The sequence below is a fragment of the Acinetobacter lwoffii genome (genome assembly GCF_052078135.1).
In the GTDB taxonomy this organism is placed as follows: Bacteria; Pseudomonadota; Gammaproteobacteria; order Pseudomonadales; family Moraxellaceae; genus Acinetobacter; species Acinetobacter lwoffii_Z.
On record NZ_JBQGUZ010000010.1, the window covers coordinates 1 to 22,284 of the forward strand.

General features: G+C 43.2%; 23 protein-coding genes and 2 pseudogenes. 7 read left to right on the top strand and 18 right to left on the bottom strand.

All coding sequences use genetic code 11. The features are described 5' to 3' along the window. Positions 1–94 (top strand): annotated as a pseudogene (locus ACTL4S_RS08195) (IS5/IS1182 family transposase); the annotation flags it as partial. Between the two features lie 104 nt (positions 95–198). On the opposite strand, the gene ACTL4S_RS08200 reads toward ACTL4S_RS08195, so the two are convergent. Further along, positions 199–315 (bottom strand): hypothetical protein, encoded by a 117-nt coding sequence (locus ACTL4S_RS08200; protein ID WP_086044934.1) that lies wholly within the window; start codon positions 313–315, stop codon positions 199–201. A 268-nt stretch (positions 316–583) separates the two neighbouring features. Between ACTL4S_RS08200 and ACTL4S_RS08205 the strand changes: the two genes are divergently transcribed. Then, positions 584–1,564, top strand: a complete 981-nt coding sequence (locus ACTL4S_RS08205) for an MBL fold metallo-hydrolase (protein ID WP_441299137.1) — start codon at positions 584–586, stop codon at positions 1,562–1,564. 449 nt (positions 1,565–2,013) lie between these two features. Further along, positions 2,014–3,201 (top strand): ammonium transporter, encoded by a 1,188-nt coding sequence (locus ACTL4S_RS08210; protein ID WP_044111056.1) that lies wholly within the window; start codon positions 2,014–2,016, stop codon positions 3,199–3,201. 68 nt (positions 3,202–3,269) lie between these two features. Here the strand turns inward: ACTL4S_RS08210 and ACTL4S_RS08215 are convergent, their stop codons facing one another. Together ACTL4S_RS08215 and ACTL4S_RS08220 are read right to left on the bottom strand one after the other, a co-directional pair. Beyond that, positions 3,270–3,893: a LysE family translocator gene (locus ACTL4S_RS08215; protein WP_441299138.1), complete on the bottom strand. Its 624-nt coding sequence runs from the start codon at positions 3,891–3,893 to the stop codon at positions 3,270–3,272. A gap of 103 nt (positions 3,894–3,996) precedes the next feature. Then, positions 3,997–4,179, bottom strand: a complete 183-nt coding sequence (locus tag ACTL4S_RS08220; protein ID WP_441299139.1) for an NF038215 family lipoprotein — start codon at positions 4,177–4,179, stop codon at positions 3,997–3,999. A gap of 180 nt (positions 4,180–4,359) precedes the next feature. Here ACTL4S_RS08220 and ACTL4S_RS08225 point away from each other — a divergent pair, with 180 nt between their 5' ends. Continuing rightward, positions 4,360–5,241, top strand: a complete 882-nt coding sequence (locus tag ACTL4S_RS08225; protein WP_441299183.1) for a 1-aminocyclopropane-1-carboxylate deaminase/D-cysteine desulfhydrase — start codon at positions 4,360–4,362, stop codon at positions 5,239–5,241. On the opposite strand, the gene ACTL4S_RS08230 is transcribed toward ACTL4S_RS08225, so the two are convergent. Beyond that, positions 5,238–5,561 (bottom strand): DUF4870 family protein, encoded by a 324-nt coding sequence (locus tag ACTL4S_RS08230; protein ID WP_044111062.1) that lies wholly within the window; start codon positions 5,559–5,561, stop codon positions 5,238–5,240. The two genes, ACTL4S_RS08225 and ACTL4S_RS08230, sit on opposite strands and share 4 nt — an antisense overlap. 187 nt (positions 5,562–5,748) lie before the next feature. Between ACTL4S_RS08230 and ACTL4S_RS08235 the strand changes: the two genes are divergently transcribed. Then, entirely contained in the window at positions 5,749–6,948 is a 1,200-nt protein-coding gene (locus tag ACTL4S_RS08235) for a BaiN/RdsA family NAD(P)/FAD-dependent oxidoreductase (protein WP_441299140.1), read from the top strand. 29 nt (positions 6,949–6,977) lie between these two features. On the opposite strand, the gene ACTL4S_RS08240 is transcribed toward ACTL4S_RS08235, so the two are convergent. From ACTL4S_RS08240 to eat, 7 genes and pseudogenes are all read right to left on the bottom strand, one after another. Further along, positions 6,978–7,127, bottom strand: a complete 150-nt coding sequence (locus ACTL4S_RS08240; RefSeq protein WP_005247874.1) for a hypothetical protein — start codon at positions 7,125–7,127, stop codon at positions 6,978–6,980. A 129-nt stretch (positions 7,128–7,256) separates the two neighbouring features. Next, the gene (locus tag ACTL4S_RS08245) at positions 7,257–7,424 is read right to left on the bottom strand and encodes a hypothetical protein (RefSeq protein WP_005106221.1); all 168 of its coding nucleotides are present in this window, start codon (positions 7,422–7,424) and stop codon (positions 7,257–7,259) included. A gap of 68 nt (positions 7,425–7,492) precedes the next feature. Next, the gene (locus tag ACTL4S_RS08250) at positions 7,493–9,439 is read right to left on the bottom strand and encodes a mechanosensitive ion channel (RefSeq protein WP_441299141.1); all 1,947 of its coding nucleotides are present in this window, start codon (positions 9,437–9,439) and stop codon (positions 7,493–7,495) included. Between the two features lie 201 nt (positions 9,440–9,640). After that, positions 9,641–9,973 (bottom strand): hypothetical protein, encoded by a 333-nt coding sequence (locus ACTL4S_RS08255; RefSeq protein WP_005106219.1) that lies wholly within the window; start codon positions 9,971–9,973, stop codon positions 9,641–9,643. Between the two features lie 138 nt (positions 9,974–10,111). After that, entirely contained in the window at positions 10,112–10,927 is an 816-nt protein-coding gene (gene eutC, locus ACTL4S_RS08260; protein WP_441299142.1) for an ethanolamine ammonia-lyase subunit EutC, read from the bottom strand. A 9-nt stretch (positions 10,928–10,936) separates the two neighbouring features. Beyond that, positions 10,937–12,322 (bottom strand): ethanolamine ammonia-lyase subunit EutB, encoded by a 1,386-nt coding sequence (locus ACTL4S_RS08265; RefSeq protein WP_441299143.1) that lies wholly within the window; start codon positions 12,320–12,322, stop codon positions 10,937–10,939. 25 nt (positions 12,323–12,347) lie between these two features. After that, positions 12,348–13,790, bottom strand: a pseudogene (gene eat, locus ACTL4S_RS08270) (ethanolamine permease). Between the two features lie 149 nt (positions 13,791–13,939). Between eat and ACTL4S_RS08275 the strand changes: the two are divergent. Continuing rightward, the gene (locus ACTL4S_RS08275) at positions 13,940–14,362 is read left to right on the top strand and encodes a hypothetical protein (protein ID WP_005247880.1); all 423 of its coding nucleotides are present in this window, start codon (positions 13,940–13,942) and stop codon (positions 14,360–14,362) included. A gap of 420 nt (positions 14,363–14,782) precedes the next feature. Here the strand turns inward: ACTL4S_RS08275 and ACTL4S_RS08280 are convergent, their stop codons facing one another. After that, positions 14,783–15,544 (bottom strand): ferredoxin--NADP reductase, encoded by a 762-nt coding sequence (locus tag ACTL4S_RS08280; protein ID WP_441299144.1) that lies wholly within the window; start codon positions 15,542–15,544, stop codon positions 14,783–14,785. An 85-nt stretch (positions 15,545–15,629) separates the two neighbouring features. Here ACTL4S_RS08280 and gigC point away from each other — a divergent pair, with 85 nt between their 5' ends. Next, positions 15,630–16,508 carry a LysR family transcriptional regulator GigC gene (gene gigC / locus ACTL4S_RS08285; protein ID WP_004280761.1) on the top strand — a complete coding sequence of 293 codons (879 nt, stop codon included), beginning with the start codon at positions 15,630–15,632 and terminating at the stop codon, positions 16,506–16,508. A gap of 39 nt (positions 16,509–16,547) precedes the next feature. Here gigC and ACTL4S_RS08290 read toward each other — a convergent pair whose 3' ends face one another. The 6 genes from ACTL4S_RS08290 to nuoM form a co-directional block, all read right to left on the bottom strand. Further along, the gene (locus ACTL4S_RS08290) at positions 16,548–17,270 is read right to left on the bottom strand and encodes a cold shock domain-containing protein (RefSeq protein WP_243475181.1); all 723 of its coding nucleotides are present in this window, start codon (positions 17,268–17,270) and stop codon (positions 16,548–16,550) included. Positions 17,271–17,432: 162 nt separating this feature from the next. Next, positions 17,433–17,792 carry a hypothetical protein gene (locus ACTL4S_RS08295; protein WP_180086387.1) on the bottom strand — a complete coding sequence of 120 codons (360 nt, stop codon included), beginning with the start codon at positions 17,790–17,792 and terminating at the stop codon, positions 17,433–17,435. Between the two features lie 192 nt (positions 17,793–17,984). Continuing rightward, positions 17,985–18,278, bottom strand: a complete 294-nt coding sequence (locus ACTL4S_RS08300; protein WP_004732065.1) for a cold shock domain-containing protein — start codon at positions 18,276–18,278, stop codon at positions 17,985–17,987. An 84-nt stretch (positions 18,279–18,362) separates the two neighbouring features. Next, positions 18,363–18,998 carry a uracil phosphoribosyltransferase gene (gene upp / locus ACTL4S_RS08305; RefSeq protein ID WP_004280765.1) on the bottom strand — a complete coding sequence of 212 codons (636 nt, stop codon included), beginning with the start codon at positions 18,996–18,998 and terminating at the stop codon, positions 18,363–18,365. 123 nt (positions 18,999–19,121) lie between these two features. Further along, entirely contained in the window at positions 19,122–20,666 is a 1,545-nt protein-coding gene (gene nuoN / locus ACTL4S_RS08310) for an NADH-quinone oxidoreductase subunit NuoN (protein WP_441299145.1), read from the bottom strand. Positions 20,667–20,669: 3 nt separating this feature from the next. After that, positions 20,670–22,283 (bottom strand): NADH-quinone oxidoreductase subunit M, encoded by a 1,614-nt coding sequence (nuoM, locus tag ACTL4S_RS08315; protein WP_180086393.1) that lies wholly within the window; start codon positions 22,281–22,283, stop codon positions 20,670–20,672. Between the last annotated feature and the right edge of the window lies 1 nt (position 22,284).

Here is a 22,284-nt window from a genome sequence, read left to right on the forward strand (position 1 = left end):
CGATATGACAAGCTCAAAAGAAATTATCAAAGTTCTGTTGCTTTAGCCTGTATATTTTTATGGCTACCTTTATAGGGTTAATTATGAACAGTAAATGTCAACAGACCCTAATGTTTTTTCTAGAAAATCTCATAATAAAACCTTCATACGATCATAAAAAAGCCTCTATCTCTAGAGGCTTTTTTATTGCTGGGTCACTTAGCCTTGCAACACAAATTCCCAAATCACATAGCCCAGTCCAAAGCCCAGTAGTGAATATAAGGTAATAATGAAAAATACAAAGCTGGCATTGTTTTTTCTTTTCCAAAAACTCATCGCGACACCCAAAGCTTGTTCGTAATACCCCATGTTAACGAGCTTTTCATAAAAAGTGAAATGTATCTAAGCATTTTATTTATAATAATATTTTCATCAAAAATAAATTCTTTACTTTCAAAAAATCAATATACAGATTCAGACTTAATTTTTAGTACAGATGCCAAATCGGCATTGCTATTTAAAAAAATGGTAAATATATTCATATTCTTTTTTGCTGGCATCCGTGCTAATACATAGAATTGACTTTAATTACATAAGAATAGCCATGAAATACTTCACATCTTCTCTCGTCATGTCACTGCTTGCTTTAGGTTCAATGACGGGTATCTCTCAAACACATGCACAAACCGTTTCTAGCACCCAACAACAAAAACAGGTTCCGGGGTATTATCAGCATAACTTCGGAGATTACCAGATTACTGCCCTGCTGGATGGTAGCAATTATCTGTCCAAAGCCTTATTTAAAGATATTCCAGCAGCCCAAGCCGATCAGATCTTGAAAAAATACTACGTCGATCAGGCCAAAGGCATCCAGACATCCGTGAATGCCTTTCTGGTCAATACAGCCAAAGAACTGGTTCTGGTCGATAGCGGAACTTCAAGCTGTAATGGTCCACACCTAGGTTCAGTGTATTCCAATTTACAGGCTTCAGGGCATAAACCTGAACAGGTCAATGCCATCCTGCTCACGCATTTGCATCCTGACCATGTATGCGGCATCAGCAATAATGGCGTGGCCAATTTTCCCAATGCCAATATTTATGTGTCTCAAACTGAACTGGATTTCTGGATGAATCCTAAAACAACAGACAAATTACCAAAAGCCAAGCAGGCAGGTTTTTTGGGCACAGTCGATAAAATCAAGAAAGCCATTGCCCCCTATCAGGCCAAGAATCAGCTCAAAACCTTTAAAACTGGCGATAAAATCCATGCTTTCGATGTCATCAGTTCGGCTGGACATACACCGGGGCATTTTGGTTTTAGCTTAAAATCACAAGGTCAGCAGATGGTGTTTATTGGAGATATTGTGCATTCACATACGCTGCAGTTTGATCGTCCACAGACCGGCGTTGACTTCGATGTCGATCCGAAAAAGGCGATTGAAACCCGCTTAAAGTATTTTGCTGAATATGCGAAGAATGGTCAGACGGTAGCTGCACCGCATTTGCCATTTCCGGGGATTGGACATATTTATTCTAAAGACAATAAAAGCTATCAATGGATTCCGGTACATTTTAAAGATTAATTGAATACTTCAATAATTTTATCTAAGCATGAAACCCTAATTTTTTAGGGTTTTATTTATTTTAAATCTCCTTCAGCCAGATTCCCCTATGACTTGGTAAATTTAAAACTTAAATGACGCTTTGAGATTTAAAAGCAAGGGTTTCATTTATTTTTAAATTTTTTCTTAAAAATCTTTCACTTTTCATGTGCACCTTTAGCATGCCTTTTTAACACCGTTTTTCTCACGATAAATATAAATACCTAAAAATATAATATAAATTTGAATTTCATGAACTCTTCCTGTGTCTTAGTTTGGTGCACAAAAATTGTATTGTGCTTTATATCGAGTCTTATCAATTTCAAGAAATTCTTCATCAAAATTTCCCTTGCTTAGGCCTCTTCTACAATCCATTTGCCTCTATATACTGATTTTCTTTTGTGATCCCGAGCACTAAATTGGAACGCACCATGCAAAATATAGACTTATTATTTCTTCTTCTCGGTGCAGTTCTAGTGCTTGCCATGCATGCTGGATTTGCTTTTTTAGAGCTTGGAACAGTTCGACATAAAAACCAGGTCAATGCCTTAAGTAAAATTCTAACCGACTTTGCCATTTCTGCGATCGCCTATTTTTTAGTGGGCTACTATATTGCCTACGGACAGCACTTTTTCCATGATGCTGCAACCTTGTCTGCCGATCATGGCTACAATCTGATGCGCTGTTTTTTCCTGTTGACCTTTGCTGCAGCCATTCCAGCGATTATCTCTGGCGGGATTGCAGAGCGTGCCAAAATGCGTTCACAGGCTTTAGCGACATTATTTCTGGTTGCGCTGATCTATCCGTTTTTTGAGGGTATGATCTGGAATGGCAACCTTGGTTTTCAGGATTGGCTGACCCATGCATTTGGTGCAAGTTTTCATGATTTTGCCGGTTCAGTTGTCGTTCATGCAATGGGCGGCTGGATCGCACTGGCCGCAATAATCCTACTTGGTGCGCGTCATGGCCGTTACAAAAAAGATGGCCGGATCACCGCGCATCCTCCTTCATCAATTCCTTTTTTGGCTTTGGGTTCCTGGATTCTGATTGTGGGATGGTTCGGCTTCAATGTCATGAGCGCGCAGCGGCTGGATGCCATTTCTGGACTGGTCGCCATTAACTCTTTGATGGCCATGATCGGTGGAACAATAGCAGCCAAAGTTGCGGGGAAAGATGACCCGGGCTTCCTGCATAATGGTCCCTTAGCAGGTCTGGTGGCGATTTGTGCCGGATCAGATGTTGTCCATCCCTTGGGTGCTTTTTTTATCGGGATCAGCGCCGGTATTATTTTTGTGAAACTTTTTACCTATACCCAAAATAAACTTAGAGTGGATGATGTATTGGGAGTCTGGCCTTTACATGGTGTTTGTGGTGCTTTTGGTGGATTAGCTGTGGGTATCTTCGGTCAGCAATGGCTCGGAGGAATGGGAGGAGTGTCTTTAATTTCACAACTCCTAGGTACAATGCTGGCGATTGTCATTGCTTTGGCGGGTGGTTTTTTGGTGTATGGCTTGCTTAAGGTTTTGATGGGTATTCGCCTGACTGAGGAAGAAGAGTTCAACGGTGCAGACTTGTCGATTCATCGTATTTCTGCTAATTCGGAAGAAAATACTTTTTAATTGATATAAAAAAGCCTCTATGACTAGGGGCTTTTTTTATTTATAAGCAGAGCGTTTATACGAAATAATTACTTCATACCAAAGATCAGTTTTAAGCCAAGTACCGTCATAACTGCGCCTGCTGCGCGGTCAAATAAGGCCTTAAACTTCAAATAAACACAACGTGGCTTTTCCGCAGATAATGCAACTGCGACCAATGAACACCAGCCCGCATCAATAAAGAAACATAAGACAGGCAAAACAAAATAAAAATATATTGGAATTTCTTTGGGCAATAACGCGGTAAAAATACTGGCTAGCACAATCGCAATTTTGGGATTGGACAACTGCGTGATTAAACCGGTGGTAAAGGCACGACGTAAAGACATCTGTTTGCTAATGGTTGTATCCGCTTCGATTGGATCTTTGGCATGTTTAATGATTTTAAACGCCAGCCAAAGTAAATATAAACCACCACAAATTTTTAAGGCCAGATAAGCTGAAGGTACAGCTAGTAAAAATGCCTGCAAACCGAGAACCGCCAACAGACCAAAAATCGCTGCACCGAGACCAGTACCCAATGCAGTAAATAAACCATGTTTACGTGAAATGGCAATTGAGTTTTTTGCCACATAAATAGAAGTCGGCCCGGGGCTCATTGCGCCTAACATCAGGGCAAAAGCAATCGAACCTAAAATCCAGAATGATTCCACGAGATAACCTGACTTAAAAATTGAAGGGCTATTTTAAGCAAAAACCTGACGATTTGCTGTAAAAATTTTTGGATTTATCATGAATTTTAACTATGGCAATTACTTAAGGTTTTAACTGATCCTGAGCACTCAAATGCTTGTCTAGCAGTTGATAATCCTGCTCATGTACAGGTACGCCACCAATAATCATGGTGCGGGTTTCTGTTTTAGGTTTATTCATCGCATCATCACAGCCCGACAGACTGAGCAGCATGCTGACCCACACAGCATAGGATAATATTTTCATTATTCTACCCTCCTCAGGGTTTCCTCTGTTTAGATTAGCATTGTTATTTAAATTATCAGCAGAATATTTGTGACAATCTACAACCAACTCCATAGCTCTCAGCGAATAATGGCTTATTGAAAAGCTCTGATTTTTAGCACTTCCGCTATAATGTTTTAATAACCTACTATCTTAATGTCTATGTTTGAAAAAATTGCTCAAAATATTCCAGATCAACAGATTAATTTTCACGATATTACTTTAACAATACGTCGTCTGGATCTGGTGCATCCGCAAATTTCGGGCAACAAGTTTTTTAAACTGAAATACAATTTTCTTGAAGCCAAAAGACAGGATTATCAGCATATTCTGAGTTTTGGAGGTGCTTATTCCAATCATATTGCCGCTACTGCATTTGCCGCACAGCAGTTTGGTTTTCAGAGTGCTGGTATGATTCGAGGTGAAGAACTGGCTGATCACCCATTGAATCCAACATTAGCCACCGCCCAGCAATTCGGGATGCAGTTGCATTTCGTCAGTCGTGATGAATATCGACGCAAGCAACAGCCTGAGTATTTGGCCGAACTCGCTCGACAATTTCCTGAACATTATATTATTCCTGAAGGTGGAACCAATGCTTTGGCGATTCAAGGTTGTCAGGAAATATTAAAAGATGGCGATGCGCAATTTGATGTGATTTGTTGTGCAGTAGGCACCGGTGGCACCATCAGTGGATTGATCGAAGCCAGTCATGGGCATCAACAGGTTTTAGGATTTTCTGCACTGAAAGGTTCATTTTTAAAAGATGAAATCGCTCAACTAACGAATAAAACCAACTGGAATATTCTCGATGATTATTGCTGTGGTGGCTATGCCAAAACCAGTGCAGCCTTGATGCAGTTTATCCGGGATTTTGAAGCGGAATTTGCAATTCCACTGGAGCAGATCTACACGGCTAAAATGCTGATGGGGATTTTTGATCTAATCGAGAAAAATTATTTTCCGGCTGGATCAAAACTGTTGGTGATTCATACTGGTGGTCTGCAAGGCCGTCATATTCCCTTTGGTTTTACAGCAACCTAAGCTTCAATCGGTTGATTATTATTTAAGGCAATTAACCCTTTGACCAAGCGGTAGATATGCCAGATAAAGACCAGAAATACAATCAGGAAACCAATCAAGATCACAGTCAATAAGCCACCGACGATATAGCCCAGCAAACTGATCCAGAAGGTTTTAATTTGCCAGTCGACATGACTTTCCAGCCAGGTACCGCGCATTTCATCACGCTTGATATAATTCATCACAATCGCAATAAATGGGGTCAGACCAAGAAAAAATCCTAAAATATAAAGAATATAAGTAATGAGATTATATTGTTTTAAATCTTCCGCGCTTGCCATTCGCTTTTCCTTGTTATTATGTTTTTAGTTTGTACAAAAACTATGCATGAGTTTTAGACAGCTTTCAAATATTTTATGTTTAAAATCCACTGTGAATCTGCAATCACGGAACTGATTTTTCTGGAATAGAGAAAGCTGAAATAAAATTGTCTATAATGCTTCCCTTTTCTTCTCCCTTGAGTGTGTGATGTCTTCCAAGCAATACGATGTTCTAGTCATAGGTGCCGGTGCCTCAGGTTTAATGACGGCGTATATGGCTGCGCAACGTGGGCGTAAAGTCGTGGTAGTGGAAAAAGCCAATAAGGTTGGCAAAAAAATCCTGATGTCTGGCGGTGGTAAATGTAATTTCACCAATCTGGAAGTCGAACCGAGCAATTACATTTCACACAATCCACATTTTGTGATTTCAGCTTTAACGCGTTATACCAACTGGGACTTTATCGGCTTGGTATGTGGATACGGCATTGCTTATGAAGAGCGCAAACATGGGCAGCTATTTACCTTAAATGGTGCAAAAGATATCTTGTCGATGCTGCTGGCAGAATGTGACAAAACTGGGCTGGTTGATATTAAAACCAGCTGCGAAGTGAAAGCAGTGAATCCAGTCGATGATCAAGGCTTTCAGGTGGCGACCTCACTGGGATATTTTGAAGTTGAATCTGTAGTCGTCGCATCCGGTGGTTTATCGATTCCTACGCTTGGCGGTTCAGGCATTGGCTATGAGATTGCAAAACAGTTTGGACATCACGTCTATCCAACCCGTGCCGGACTGGTTCCATTTACCTTCTCTGACGGATTTAAAGAAGTCACCACGCGCTTAAGCGGTAATGCCGTAGAAGCAACTCTCTCGAATGAGCTTAATAGCTTTACCGAAGCGCTATTGTTTACCCATCGCGGTTTGAGTGGGCCAACTTCCCTGCAACTTTCCAACTACTGGAATGTCGGTCAGAGCTTTAAGGTCGATTTCTTACCGAGCGTAGACTTACTGGATTTCTTTAAAACGAAAAAACAAAGTCAGCCCAAAGTCTTGCTGCGTACACTACTGAATGAATATTTACCGAAAAGTGTGGTGGCTGAATTACAAAGTCTGATCTGGACTGAAAGCGCTGAAACTGCCATTGGTAATATCAGCGATGACAAGCTGGAACAGATTGCGGCACGCCTGCATGGCTTTGAAGTAAAACCTTCAGGAACTGAAGGCTATCGTACAGCGGAAGTGACTTTGGGTGGTGTAGACACCACGGAAGTATCCTCAAAAACCATGGAAAGTAAAAAGCAGAAAGGCTTGTATTTTATTGGTGAAGTGCTGGATGTAACCGGACATTTGGGCGGTTATAATTTCCAATGGGCATGGTCATCGGCACATGCCGCATCGGAATATATTTAATCAATAGATAATCTGGATTGCTACTTAACTCATTCCAGATAATCTGTTTTAAACAGGTTAAGATTGGCAGTATTGGTTAGACGGTCAATCGCCAGCTGCATTTTTTGAGCTTCTCGCAGACATAGCGGTAAGTCATCTGCTGAAGATGCCATGAATTTATGTTGCAGTGCTTTCCACATATTGTTGATCTCCTTTTCTTTATATTTTTAATGCAAGAAAAATACCAAAATCATTTTAGTATTCACTTGAATATTCTATATTTTTTAAAAAATAAATTCTATTCCTAGCGACTGAGCAGGATTGACTTCTCAGTTAAATTCGTCTGCCTCTGGTATTTTCTTATCCAGCTCCCGCTCAGACTGCTCGTCCTGCTTGCTCTTTACAAAAATAAATCGATAGGCAGCGGTAAAAAAGCCAATCGTAATTCCTGCAATGACTAAAGGCGCCAGAACTTTGTTAGGTTTCTTGGTATTCATTCATTTTTCCTTATGACTGAACAAAATCGACCACATGAGCGTGGTCGATTTTGCTTAAAAATAAAAGGTTATTTCAGGTCATCTTTTTTCTGAGTTGAACGGTCAATATCGACATCTGGCTCTTTTTCTCCGGTTGAACCAAATGGGTTATTGGCTGGTGGATGAGTCGGATCGACTTTTACTGAATCTGGTACGGCCTGATCCGCATCCGGATTGACAGGATCAATACCTAATGACTCATCATCCTGTGGTGCAGTGGTAAGGATTGCCGGGGTAGTATGGGATAAATCCGTACTCATAGGCGTACTCTTGTCTGAATCCTGATTTGGCACGATGCCTGCTCCTGGAGTTGTGATTGAGGAATCGCTAGTACCCGTAGCAGTTTGCGAACCACCAGAGGACTGGCTCATTGAGCTATCTGTAGAACTCATACCCATCGCCGCACCTGTAGTACCTGACATGTCGGCTGCACTTGTACCTGTGGTCTTGCTACCTAATCCAGAAAATATGCTGTTCTCAGCTTTTTCTTTGACTGGATTGGGTTCTTTAGCTTCTCGTTTGGCTTTATCAATCAAATCTGTGAGTACACGCTCCGCAGGTTGACGACCACCCAAACCAAATGCCAAGGCAAATGCCACTGCTACAGCACCCAAAGTTAGGCCAAACGCCAGGTTCACGATCGAATCGGCAATACCCATGGCACGCAGACCCATTGCCACAACCAGACCCATGATCAGGATACGAACCAGATTCGCCAACCAACGTGAACTGTTATATTCACCACGTTGTACGATATTCGCAACGATATTTGCCAGCCAGAAACCGATTACCAGAATCACCGCGCCAAGCAGAATGTTGGCACCAAAGTAAATGAACATCGCAATCAGGCCACTGATCTGTTCAAAGCCCAGACGGTTCGCTGCTTCAGACACCGCAAATAGCATAGTGAATAAAACGATCAGGAAACCAACTACACTGGAAAGTTTAGTCGTGCCTAAAAAGCGCTGGATATCCAGTTTGGCAGGAATTTCATCAACACCTGTACCGGCAACTACTTCAACCACCAGACGTGCTACCAGTTTAGACACCACATACGCCAGAATCAGAATCAACGCAGCAGCGATGATATTCGGAATGGCATTCATGATTTCATACAGCATGGCTGTAGCAGGCTGAGAAATGGCCTCGATACCCAATGCTTCAAATGCAATGATCAGTGCGGTAATGATCACCACGGCGAAGATAAATGACCCAATCACCTGGGAAACATTCGAGTTTTTAAAGATGCCTACTTTTTCAGCATGTTGTTGTACGTTCAGACTGTTTAATAGCCCTTCAACAATACCGCGCACAATTTTCGCCAGGATATAACCAACAAAAATGATGACTGCAGCAATGAAGATGTTTGGTAAGTAGCTTACGACATCGGTCAGCATATTTTGAACTGGTAACAACAGACCGTTGAGACCCAAAATAGACAGTACGATTGGCAAGAACAGCAATAAAATTAACCAGTAAGCAATTTCACTGATGTTTTTACTAATCGGACTGACACCGACTTCAGCACTGAGTTTTTCATCGAGTTGCGTTCGGTCCAGTAGCTTTTGTAACCCTATCTTGACCAGATTGGCCACAATCCAACCTATGAATCCGACTGCAATTGCACCTAGTAACTGCGGGATAAATAACAGGAATTGCTGGATCATATTACTGAATGGACCGCTGACACTGGTAAGATTAAGTACATTCAGCGCACCAATCACGGCAATAATCAGAATAATCCAGAACACGACGCGGGCGATAATGCTCTCCACATTGGAGTGATGACCTGTCGCCGTATTTAAATGTGTATTGGTACCCAGTTTCTGCAAGAGCTTTTTAACGCCTGCCGAGACCAGTAACGCAATGATCCAGCCAATTACTAATATGGCAATTGCACTAAGAATGGGATGGAACTGATCCCAATAGTACATGGCATCGAAGCCACCACGCGGGCTTCTCATATAATCATTCATGTTGTTCTACCCTCTTTGTTATTAAGCTATTTATCTGAAATCGGGGGCATCTCCCTGAAACAATCAGCCCCTTCTTTTTCCGGATTCATATTAGATTTGATGTTTTCAGGCTCAAGCCAGGTAGATGGCACTACCTTAAAACATCACCATCCATTGCAAAAAAGCCCCAGTGGTTCACTAGAGCTTTTCAGGTATTTTCAGTTATTGAGTCGCCTGTCCATCAGTCGCAGTTGCTGTTGCTTCTGTGCCATCACCCACGGTTGCTGTAGCTTCCGTTCCATCATTCATGGTGGCGGTGCCTTGTGTAGGCTCACCGACTGGAGTTGAATTATTTGGGGTAGCAGGCTGTACATTCGGATTTGGATGTCCTGCAGGAGCATCATTCGCATCTGGATTCATGTCAGCAAACATATAGAACAGTAGTGCGAGTAAAAAAATACCGACCAAAATCAAGATATAAACAGGGATACGCTTTTTCTGCGTCACGTCTGCCTGATGATTTAAAGGTGGTTTTTTATTGAAATCATCGACCATAACCATCCTCACTCTTTGTTATTCATAAGTAGATTTTTAGAATAACAAGCTGTGAATAGGGCTTCTGTGACAAAACATGGTGAGATGGTGACGGGATGTAAGTCACTAATCCATCAGAATTCTCTGCTAGATGCTACTTTAAAATAGCCGTTTGGCTGGGCTATGTTGCATATCGACTGGGGTTTCGTGTTCATCTTTCAACTGCACCCCTGAAAGCTGTAACTCACAGGATTTACGCATCAATGCGACCAGTCGCTGGATAGCTAGTGGATAGGCCAAGCCCGCAGAACGGACATTGGAAATACAGTTGCGCAAGGCATCATGACACCCTTTAAAAGCATTATAAGTGTAATAAATTCCCATACTATCGGGTGAGCTCAAACCCGGCCGTTCGCCAATTAGCATGACCAGCATTTTCGCCTGTAAAATTTCTGCCAATTCATCACCCAGTGCCACACGACTGCCACGGGCAATCACTAAGGGGGCAATCTGCCAGCCTTGTTCTTTGCATGCCTCTAGCAAGGCCGGAATAAAATGCAGGCTATTTTCCTCAATGGCACGTGCTGATAGTCCATCTCCCAGCACAATGGCTACATCCCAATGTTGCTGATGTTCGGCCCGGTATTGCTGCAATATCGTTTTGGACTGTTCTGAAAGCACACGCCCAAGATCGGGACGTTTAAGATAAAGATCTTTCTCTACCGCCTGGCTTTCAATTTCCAGAATAGGCAGTCCCGTTTTAGCTAAGCCAGATTTTAAGAATTCAACATCAAGTGGCTTCAGTACCGCATCTTTAGCTTGCGCATGTGCCAACTGAAATTCCAGACTTGGTCGAGTCGGCAAGCTGCCCCCAGTTCGACCTAAGGCAATCCGTGCATCGGTAAAAGCTTTTAACTTCTGCCAAGGATTATCCTGTAATTGGGACTCAAATTTCACATCAACAATCAGTTTCATGGCAGTTCCTCAAGACAAGATCAGACGTGAAAATTGCTTCGGTAACTCGTTCGGCCAGTACAGCTGATTGGACTGTTGCGCCAAAATGCCTTGCTGTTGTAGCCAATGGTCAAATTCAGGTGCCGGTTTCAGTCCTAATAGCTGTCGAATATAAAGAGCATCATGAAAGGATGTCGTCTGATAATTCAGCATCACATCATCTGAACCGGGAATCCCCATGATAAAATTCAGGCCGGCATTGGCGAGCAAGGTCAGCAGTATATCCATATCATCCTGATCGGCGTCGGCATGGTTGGTGTAGCAAATATCACAGCCCATTGGTACACCGAGCAGCTTGCCACAGAAATGATCTTCCAGCCCGGCCCGGATAATTTGTTTGCCGTTATACAGATATTCCGGCCCGATAAAGCCGACTACACTATTGACCAGCAAGGGATTAAACTTATGCGCCACGGCGTAGGCACGCGCTTCCAAAGTCTGCTGGTCCACGCCATGATGCCCATTGCTAGACAAGGCACTGCCCTGTCCGGTTTCAAAATACATGACATTTTGGCCCACGGTGCCGCGTTGCAGGCTTAGAGCGGCTTCATAACCTTCCTGTAACAGCGCCAGATTGATGCCGAAACCGGTATTGGCTTTTTCGGTTCCCGCAATAGACTGAAACATTAAATCAATCGGAACATTTTTATTGGCGAGCTGAATGCCGGAAGTGATATGGGTCAAAACACAAGATTGAGTCGGAATATCATATTCCTGAATAACGTGATCGAGTAGTTTGAGCAGCTCAGTCAAATTCTGCAGATTATCTGTAGCTGGGTTGATTCCGATGACTGCATCACCATTGCCGTACATCAGCCCATCCGGAATCGAAGCTGAAATTCCCATCACATCATCAGTCGGATGGTTCGGCTGCAAGCGGGTGGAAAGATGCCCTGCCAGCCCGATGGTATTTCTGAACCGAGTCACTACTCGGCATTTTTTTGCCACCAGAATCAGATCCTGATTGCGCATGATTTTACTAACCGCTGCGACCATTTCTGGAATCAGGCCCATTTTTAAAGCAGCAAGTTTTTCTGTGGTGGCATCTGCACTCAGCAGCCAGTTACGGAAATCTCCGACAGTAAAATGCGAGATCGGATAAAAGGCATCAGCATCATGTTCATCCAGAATCAGGCGGGTGATTTCATCCTCTTCATAAGGAACCACTGCTTCTTGCAAAAACTGCTGTAACGGTACCTCTGCCAGACACATTTGTGCAGCGACACGCTCGGTTGCATCCACGGCCGCAATCCCTGCCAGCTGATCACCAGAACGTTCAGGCGTAGCCTTGGCCAATAAGGTTTTTAAATCCTCAAAGACATAATGCTGACTGGCCACATTGATCTGATACAGCATAAGCGTATTCTCCCTGCAAGATGGTTTATTTCAATTCCTTTTCTGCTGCCTCGATACGGACAAATTCTTCTTCCGGTGTACCGGCCACCAGATGATGACGGCTATACAGTAGGAAATAGAGAATCAGTGCCACGTAAATAGCGGCTGCCATTAACCAGACTTTTGGATCGACCAGAAAGCCTGCAACCACTGCAATCGCAGCAAGTACCAGCGCAATGGACGCAGTCACAATACCGCCCGGTGCTTTATACGGACGTGCCAGATTTGGTCGAGACAGTTTAAGCTTGATGTAGGACATCATCATCAAGACATAGGAAATAGTGGCACCAAAGACCGCCATCAGAATCAGCAAATCACCTTCACCCGAAAGGGATAACAGGAAGCCAATAATCCCTGGAATAATGATGGCCAAATAAGGTGCATGATTGCTGTTGGTTAAGGACAATTTTTTCGGTAAATAACCGGCACGTGAGAGCACAAAAATTTGACGGGAATAGGCATAGATAATCGAGAAGAAACTGGCAATCAGACCAGCGAGACCGACAAAATTCACGAAACTTGCCATCCAGGTATTGGTACCATAGACCGCCACCAAGGCATCCACCAGCGGTGCACCGGAATTTTTCAGCGTATCTGCACCTGCTGCGCCAGGACCGAGTAACAAAATACTTAGCGCAAAGAATGCCAGAATCAGCATGGAACCAATCAGGCCACGCGGCAAGGATTTAGCTGGCTCTTTGGCCTCCTCTGCTGCCAGCGGGACACCTTCAACTGCCAGAAAAAACCAGATCGCATAAGGCACTGCTGCCTAGATGCCCAGATAGCCCAATGGCAGGAAACTGCTTGCACCCGCCGCTTCCGTACTGACCGCAATATCAAACAGGTTTGCACTATTAAAATGAGGCAACATGCCAAAGATAAACACCATCAAGGCAACCGCAGCAATTGCGGTAATCACAAACATGATCTTGAGTGCTTCACCTGCACCTTTCAGATGCAAGCCCATAAAAACCAGATAGCTCACCAGATAAATGATCCAGCCGCCAATACCAAACAAGGCTTCGCAATAGGCACCAATGAAACAGGCAATTGCTGCCGGAGCAATGGCATATTCAATCAGGATGGCACTCCCGGTCAGATAGCCGCCAAAGGGACCAAAAGCAGTACGAGCAAAACTGTAACCCCCACCTGCAGTCGGCAGCATGGTCGACATTTCGGACATGGCCAGACACATACACAGATACATGAATGCCACCACAATGGTCGCAATAAACATGCCTCCCCACCCCCCCTGTGCCAAACCAAAATTCCAGCCAGCGAAGTCACCGAAAATCACATACGCGACCCCCAGACCGACGAGAAGCAGCCAACCTACGGCGCCTTTCTTGAGCTGGCGCAAGGCAAAATAATCTTCTTGTACTGCTGTTTCAGTCACACTGGTATCAATCACACTTTTTGACTCTGACATAGCAACCTCGTTGTTTTTATCGTTGTTCCCTGAAGATATGCATAAGCCATACCGGTTCCGCAGGCTTTAGTGAAGACAGTTGAGACGCTGCCTTTCAGCGATGAAATGCGTTATAATTATCCACCTTCTCATTTATACACCCGAGTTATATGGCGTATCGTCAACAAAGTGTATCGCTTGATCTTGATACTGACGTCACACATCAATGCATGCTGCACTACAGCCGTGATCAGCATCTGATTGGAATTATTGAATTCAGCAAGCCAAGCTTCCTGCTGCGCTGGCAGGATCTGGAATATTTCCGCCGTCGTACCGAAGAATTTTCCGTGATGCCTTTTCCGGACTGTGTCAATGCGATGATTATCGATATTCGAGATGTAACGGCATGGTTGGATAATGAAGTGCCGATTATTCCGTGGCGATTATTGGAAGAAGACTGTCCGGTTCGCCTGGTGGTGCCTGCAGACCGTATTGAGCACTATGCCGGATTCTTTGAACCGACCTGGCTCAGCCCCGATGTCGAAACAGCTATTCAGGAAATCCGTGAATCCATGGATATGTTTGTGCATTAAGCTTGAATCGAAAAAACCTCCGTAATGGGCAATGCTTTTTACTTAAGCATTTGAATCATTTTGGAATTTATTAGGGAATCCGATGTCAGGTTTGGCATCGGATTTTTTATGGTATTTCAGCAGGATATTTTAGATCTTAAAAATCTGTTTAAGCTCTCGAATCTGAGTACTTTTATTCACAATATCACCGTTAAGTGGGTCAAGTCCACACTCAGGTTGAGCAGTTCCGCGACTATTTCCAGGCGGCGATTGCCTGCAGATCAGGGATAGATAGTTTGTTTTGGAGAGGCGTTCAAGGCCTACAATATCTCGAACAGTTAATATCTCAAAAACCCTTTATCCCCTAGATCACCATGCGACTCCTCTCCAGTGAACCGCATTGCCTTCAAGTAGGAGCTTTTGCTCATAAATTCTTCAGCCTTACCAATAATTCTCGACTGCAATATTGCCTTCACCACGACGGTTCATGGTCAAGCCACGGGCTTTTAAGGCCTCTTTAGTATCATCGACCATCTCCGGGTTACCACAAAGCATGACATGCGTCGTTTCCGGATTAAACGCGATACCTGCTGCCTTTTCCAGCTCACCATTGGCAATCAAAATCGGTAAACGGTCGTGCAAAGGTGCATCAGGCTCACGGGTAATAATCGGGATAAATTTAAAACCAGTATGTCCTTCGCCAAAGGTTTTAGCGATTTCTTGAATCCGGTCTACATAAGCGAGTTCTGCCCGGGTGCGTACACTATAAACCAGATTAATTTTTTCGTATTTGCTCCAGGTTTCAAAGTCTTGCAACATGCAAATAAACGGTGCCAGCCCTGTGCCGGTACCCAGTAACCATAGATCTTTAGGCAAAGGCAATTGATAACGTGCCAGAGTCAGATAACCATAAGGAATTTTTTCCAGATGCAGCTCATCCCCGACTTTGAGGTGCTGTAAATTGGAGGTAAATTTACCTTCTGGAACGACAATCGAGAAAAACTCCAGAGTTTCATCAAAAGGAGATGACACTACCGAATAGGCACGAACCACCAGTTCATCCCCCACTTGTAAACCAATACGCGCAAACTGCCCTGCCGTGAATTTGAAATGTGCTGGGCGTGTCATCGTAAAACTAAATAATGTATTGGTCCAACGGTGTACAGATAAAACTTTTTCTCGGGTAAATTTTTCAATTGACATGATTTCAACGTGGCATGAAAGACTATGCTCATGGTAGCATGGCAACATAATTTATTAATATTTTTTAAATGTTAAGGCTCTACTCATGCGCATGACTTTACGCCAATTGGCTGTTTTTGTAGCAGTGGCACAAGAGGGTACCGTAACGAAGGCTAGCGATGCCGTCAAGCTTACACAAAGTGCGGCTAGTATGGCTTTAGCAGATCTGGAAGATGGTCTGGGTGCTCCACTATTTGACCGTCTAGGCAAACGTTTACAGCTAAATGACCTAGGGCGCTTTCTTCTCCCTCAAGCCCTGGAAATTTTAGGTCGTTGTGAATCTTTTGAACAAGTCGCTAAAGGTGAGCTTCAAAGTATCGATTTACGTTTGGGTGCAACCCTGACGATTTCAGATTACCTGATTCCTGACCTGATGGCCGATTTCTTGAAAATCAAGCCGCAAGCACATTTACAGCTTCAAGTCGGTAATACCCGTCAAATGATTGAAGCGGTGAATCAGTTCCAGCTGGATCTTGCCTTAATTGAAGGTTCATGTCATTTGCCACAGCTCCAATGTATCCATTGGCGTGATGATGAGCTGGCCGTGTGCTGTGCACCAGACCACCCCCTTGCGCAATTAAACCGTGAACTAACCGCTGAAGATTTCAAATCTGTAGAATGGATTTTGCGTGAAGAAGGTTCAGGTACCCGTGAGGTGTTTGACAATGCCATCTTAAAAGATGTGCCGGATGCCAATATCCGTCTAACACTCGGTCATAATGAGGCGATTTTAAAAATCGTAGCGGGTGGAATCGGTATGTCCTGTATTTCCAAACTTGCGATTGAGCCTTTACGTGAAAAAGGTCAACTGGTAATTCTGGATACCCCGTTTTGGTCGCTGACTCGCCCTCTGTTTATGCTGGTACATCGCCAGAAATATCAGGGTCCAGGTCTGAGAGCCTTTATGAATTTTTGTGAAAGCTAAAATATGAAAAGCACCTTAAGGTGCTTTTTTTATGATTCATCAAAACTGACTTTCACATGGTATCCCATCTCCGTCACCATCCATTTTGGTATTTGGACAGTTACGAATAAAAAATAATGCTTCCTCATAAGAACCCATCTGACTACAGTGTTCCCGACCATCGCATTTAAATTGAGATACAGATGGCGAAGCCGTTGCTGAAGTTTTTATATTAACGGGGTTACTTTGGATTCTTAACTCAGCACCACGATTTTCCAGGTTCTTCCTGCCCTGCTCAGATAATCCTTGCATAGGTAGATCACCTTGCGCTGCTCGCTGCTCAGCGACAATTCGTTGCTGCTCTACCATCAGTCCTTCAAGCTTTTGCTGTTTTTGAACTTGGTAGCTTTGGTATTTGTTATAAACAAGAGCAGCAAGAATCACAATAATCACCAGTCCTGATATTGTGATTATTTTTGATGTAGTTGATGATTTTTTCTTTTCATAACGTGGAGAAGCTCTGGTTTCAATATCTCTATGTAGATCATTATTCTGCGAAACAGGCATCGTTGCTTTAACATCCAAGCGAACAATATGGTCCGCCTTAAACTTTCCATTCTCTTCTACAATTAAAAACTTTAATTTTTCCCCAATTCTTGGCGGAATATTTTTATTGGGAAAGTCTTTGACGTGAAAAAATAAATCTTTAGATTGTCCTTCGATCTGAATAAAACCAAAACCACGATCTTCGTTATAGGTTTTGATTTTCCCCTCTTGAAACATAATTCGCTCTTATCTTTAATATTTTTTATGATTGTAATCAAAAAGAGACTGAAAATCTTTTGTAAAATTCTCTAAAGTAGAAACATAAAAACTAGAAGTGCATCTTATAGCGGAAGAATAGATCCCTAGTTAAAAGTAAAAAAATAAAATTTCTGTTTTTATTTATACTTCGCCAAAAATCATAAAACCAACAGCTGATGCCAATGCCAGCCATAGGGTCGGACTAAAGAAAAGTGAATTACGTACAGGAACACCGACTGTGGGTGCCAAGGATTGCAAGGCGACGACTTCTGGCACAAATTCATCCTGCACTTTAATATCCAGACGTACCATGTTGTCTAATTTCATGCTGCCTTGTTGGGGAATGATTCTAAATTTAAGCCGCTCTCCAATTTGTGGTTCAATTTCAGGCGAAGGTAAATCCTGTAACTCGAAACTTAAATCTTGAGCTTCTCCTATCAACTCCAAAGTACCCATACCACGTTCGGAATCGTAAGTTTTAATTTTTCCATCCGTAAACATGACACTTTTCTCTATAGAATTCATTTAATTTGTATTCTAAGCCAAAGGAAATGTTCAGCATTGTTGCTGTTTGGTGGATTTTTTATGTGCTGTCTGTCTCTTTGAATATCTAAACGGTGGCACTATAAAAAAGAGGCTCGAAAGCCTCTTTTTAAATGTGACTAAACACGATTTAAGTATGAAGATTATCCATTAACCACGGAAGTTATTTAACAATGCCGATGTAATTGATTTATTGTGTGTCGCCACTTTGGTTTTTTTAGCTTTCTTTGAGTTGTCTTCGACACGTTCAATCTTAATCGCTTTGTACTTATCGCCATTTTCAACAACATTAAATTTTACGCGTTCATTACGTTTTGGCTCGCCTTCTGCCGCAGGGAAGTCTGAAATATGGAAGAATACATCTCCCTCAGCGCAGCCAATAAAACCGAAACCTTTGGCAGGGTCATACTGTTTGATTTTGCCCTGATACAATTCATCTTTCATGCTATTGTCCTATCCTGAAAATGCCCTGTCTACATTATATAAAAAAGAGGCTGTAGTAGCCCCTTTTTTCATCATATTCAAAAATTAGTCTTTTTGAACTGAACCAAAGATTTTATCGCCAGCATCGCCAAGACCTGGAACGATATAACCATTTTCATTTAAGCCATTATCGATAGAAGCAGTAAAAATCACCACATCCGGATGCGTAGCTTCTACACGCTTAATGCCTTCTGGTGCAGCAACCAGAACCATCACACGAATATCTTTACAGCCGCTGGCTTTCAGTACATCAATGGCAGCCACTAAAGAAGAACCAGTCGCCAACATTGGATCAATGATCATCGCGATACGGTTTTGTACGTCTGGAACCAGTTTTTTATAATAGGTACGTGCTTCCAGAGTTTCTTCATCACGCTCTAAACCAAGTACCGATACTTTTGCACTTGGAATCAGGTTCAGGAAACCGTCGAGCATACCAATACCGGCACGTAGAATTGGCACAACCGTGATTTTTTTACCCGCGATACGGTCAACTGTAACAGCACCATTCCAGCCATCAATATCATGTTCAACCATTGGCAGGTCTTTAGTTGCTTCATAAGTCAGAAGCATGGTCACTTCTTGAGCTAACTCGCGGAAGTTTTTGGTACTGATATCTGCACGACGGAGTAAACCGAGCTTATGTCGGATGAGCGGATGACGGATTTCATGGATTGCCACAGGAGAACACCTAAAAGGTTAAAGATAAATTTCCGCTATTATAAAGGCTTTTATTGATTTGTATAAATAAAAAAGCCCCCAATCATGGAGGCTTTTTTGTAATAACGTCAATCTTCGCAGATATTAGTTAAAACCACTTTGAACCAAAGTGAAAATGAATTGCTGTAATTCAGGTGATATTGCGAAGAACGCATATTTAGAAATCGCAATCACTGGATCTGGATAAACACCAATCACAAGTACCGCAAGTGCAGCAAGTAATACCATGATACCGCCGACTTTTTGACCCCAATGATTCACCGCATCTAGACGTGGTGTTTCAGGTGGTGTCATGTACAGCACGACCATCACGCGCAGGTAGTAATACAAACCAATACCTGAACCCAGAATAACCATTGCAGTCAGGAACCAGGCTTCGCCTGCAACCGCAGTTTTAATCACCAGGAACTTACCGATAAAGCCGGCAGTTAAAGGAATACCTGCAAGAGACAGCATCATTACGGTTAATACAGCAGTCAGGACTGGACGGCGCCAGAACAGACCACGGTATTCAGCCAGACTACCCGCTTCATCCGTATTGTTATACGGACTCGACATCAGCGTCACAACACCGAAAGCACCAATCGTGGTTAATACATAAGTAATCACATACACGTTTACACTTTCAAAAGTCGCAAAACCTTGAACCTGTAAGAAATCGGTATTACGTGAACTGACGATGGCAACCAGCAAATAACCAAAGTGCGCAATTGAAGAGTATGCCAGAATACGTTTCAGGTTCACTTGGCGAACAGCCAGCAAGTTACCTGCAAGGATAGACAGAACCGCAATAATCGAAATGATGGTGACGAAGCTGTCTGCCAAAATTAAACCTGAAGACAATGCATAACGAACAAAAAGACCAATCATCGCCACTTTTGCAACTGTCGCAAGGAAAGTCGCGATTGGCGCTGGTGCACCAGCGTATACGTCTGGTGTCCATTTGTGGAATGGTGCCAGCGATAATTTAAATGCTACTGCAAATACAATTAAAGCCAGACCAATCACGACAGCCGGTTGACTGAATACGGTAAACAGTTTGCCTGGTTCAGTAACGAAACTTAAAGTACCTGTATATGCATAAATATATGCCATACCCATGAGCAGCATTGCAGACGCAGTTGCTGAAAGCACCAGATATTTCACACCCGCTTCAAGCGATTGAGAACGTTGATGTGTATATGCCAACAAGCCATATACAGGAATCGACATCAACTCAAGGCTGATAAAGAATGATGCATAGTGTGAGCTTGCCACCATCAGCATGGCACCCGCAACGGATGTCAGCATCAGGATATACAGCTCTTCACGGTTATCTTTATAGGTTTCGATATACGCGTGAGATAGGGTTGCACATGCAAGTGCAGCAATCAAAATCACAAACTGGTACAGCATCGTAAATGGATCTACGATGAACAGATTCATCACGTTGGCAGGTGCAAATACGCCCGCCAACAAAACGAAAATGATATAGAACGCAGCAAGGTTTAAACCAATCACCGTGGTGGTAGCCACTAGGTTATGGTTACGCTTGATTGCGGTCAGCAACATCACGACGATCGCAGTTAACGACACGACCATCACAGGCGCTAGAGGCATAAGCTCAGAAAAAGACATTGTGAAGTTCATGGCTTATTGGATCTCCACATTTTCAAGTTGAGTCGTTACTTGATCAGCAACTTCAACCACTTCTTGAACTGGAATGTAGCTATTCGCTAACCACGCCATGCTTGAGTTAGAAACGTCAAGGAAGCTTTGTGGATATAGACCAAGCCAAAGTAGACCAAACGCACAGATCAACAATAATGCGATTTCACGTGCATTTAGATCTTTTAACGGATTTGTATAGTGCTGCTGTTGCGCTTCATTTGGTACACCAAACAAGGCTTTGTGAATCAGGATCAGACCGTACAGACCCGCAAATACCAAGCTGATTGCCGCAAGAATGGTAAACGCCGGGAATTGCGCATAAGCACCCATCAGGATCAGGAACTCACCAATGAAGTTACCTAGACCTGGAATACCCACCAACGCCGCAACGAAGAACATCAGGAAGAATGCAAGATATGGGAATTGACCACGCATACCACCCATCAAACGCATATCACGTGTATGCACACGCTCATATACCTGACCACACATAATGAACAGTGCAGCAGATGAAATACCATGTGCCAACATCATGATCATCAGACCTTGGAAGGTCAGGATGTTACCTGCGTAGATCGCAAGTAAAACGAAGCCCATGTGTGAAATAGAGGTATAAGCCAACAGGCGTTTCATGTCGGTTTGCTGGAAAGCACACCAAGCACCGTAGAAAATACCGATTAAACCCAGAATGATTGCGAAGTCTGCAAACTGTGCAGACGCTGCCGGGAAAAACGGAATCACGAAACGTAATAAACCGTAAGCCGCAGTCTTAATCAAGATACCTGCAAGATCGACAGAACCCGCTGTTGGTGCTTGCGCATGCGCATCTGGTAACCAGCCGTGTAATGGGAAAACTGGAAGTTTTACCGCAAAACCGATGAATAAACAGATCATGAATGCATAAGCAACCGCTGGCGCCTGAGCGTCAAGCGTATTCGCCACACCTAATAAATAGTTGTAGTCGAAACGGATTTCGCCAGTCATGGTATAGCCCACAGTCACCAGACCCAGGATACCAATCAGCATCACCAAACCGGCAACCTGCGTGTAAATGAAGAACTTGTTAGCTGCATAAACACGTGACTTGCCTTCTGCCCCTTTATGACCCCAAAGGGCAATCAGGAAGTAGATCGGTACCAGCATCATCTCCCAGAAGAAGAAGAACAGGAACAGGTCAATCGCAAGGAAGACACCGATGACACCACCCAACGACCACAAAAGGTTCAAGTGGAAGAAACCAACGTTCTTTTGAATCTCGCCCCATGAACAGCCGACTGCCAGCACACCCAGGAGTGCAGTCAAGCCAACCATAAGAAGTGATAAACCATCCACTGCCAAGTGAATGTTAATGCCCAGGGTTTGAATCCAAGGCAATTTGAATTCGGCAGCCCACGAAGGTGTAGCACCGCCTAATTCATAGTTATAGGTACCAGTCTGCCAAAGGACGATGGTCAAGACCAACGTCACCAGCATACCGATTAGCGCGATATAACGCGGCAAGTGTTGGTCGAGTTTATCGACCAACCAGCATATGAAACCTGCAATGAACGGAATGAGGATCAGAGCTGGCAAAATAATATTGTTTGGAGCTTCCATT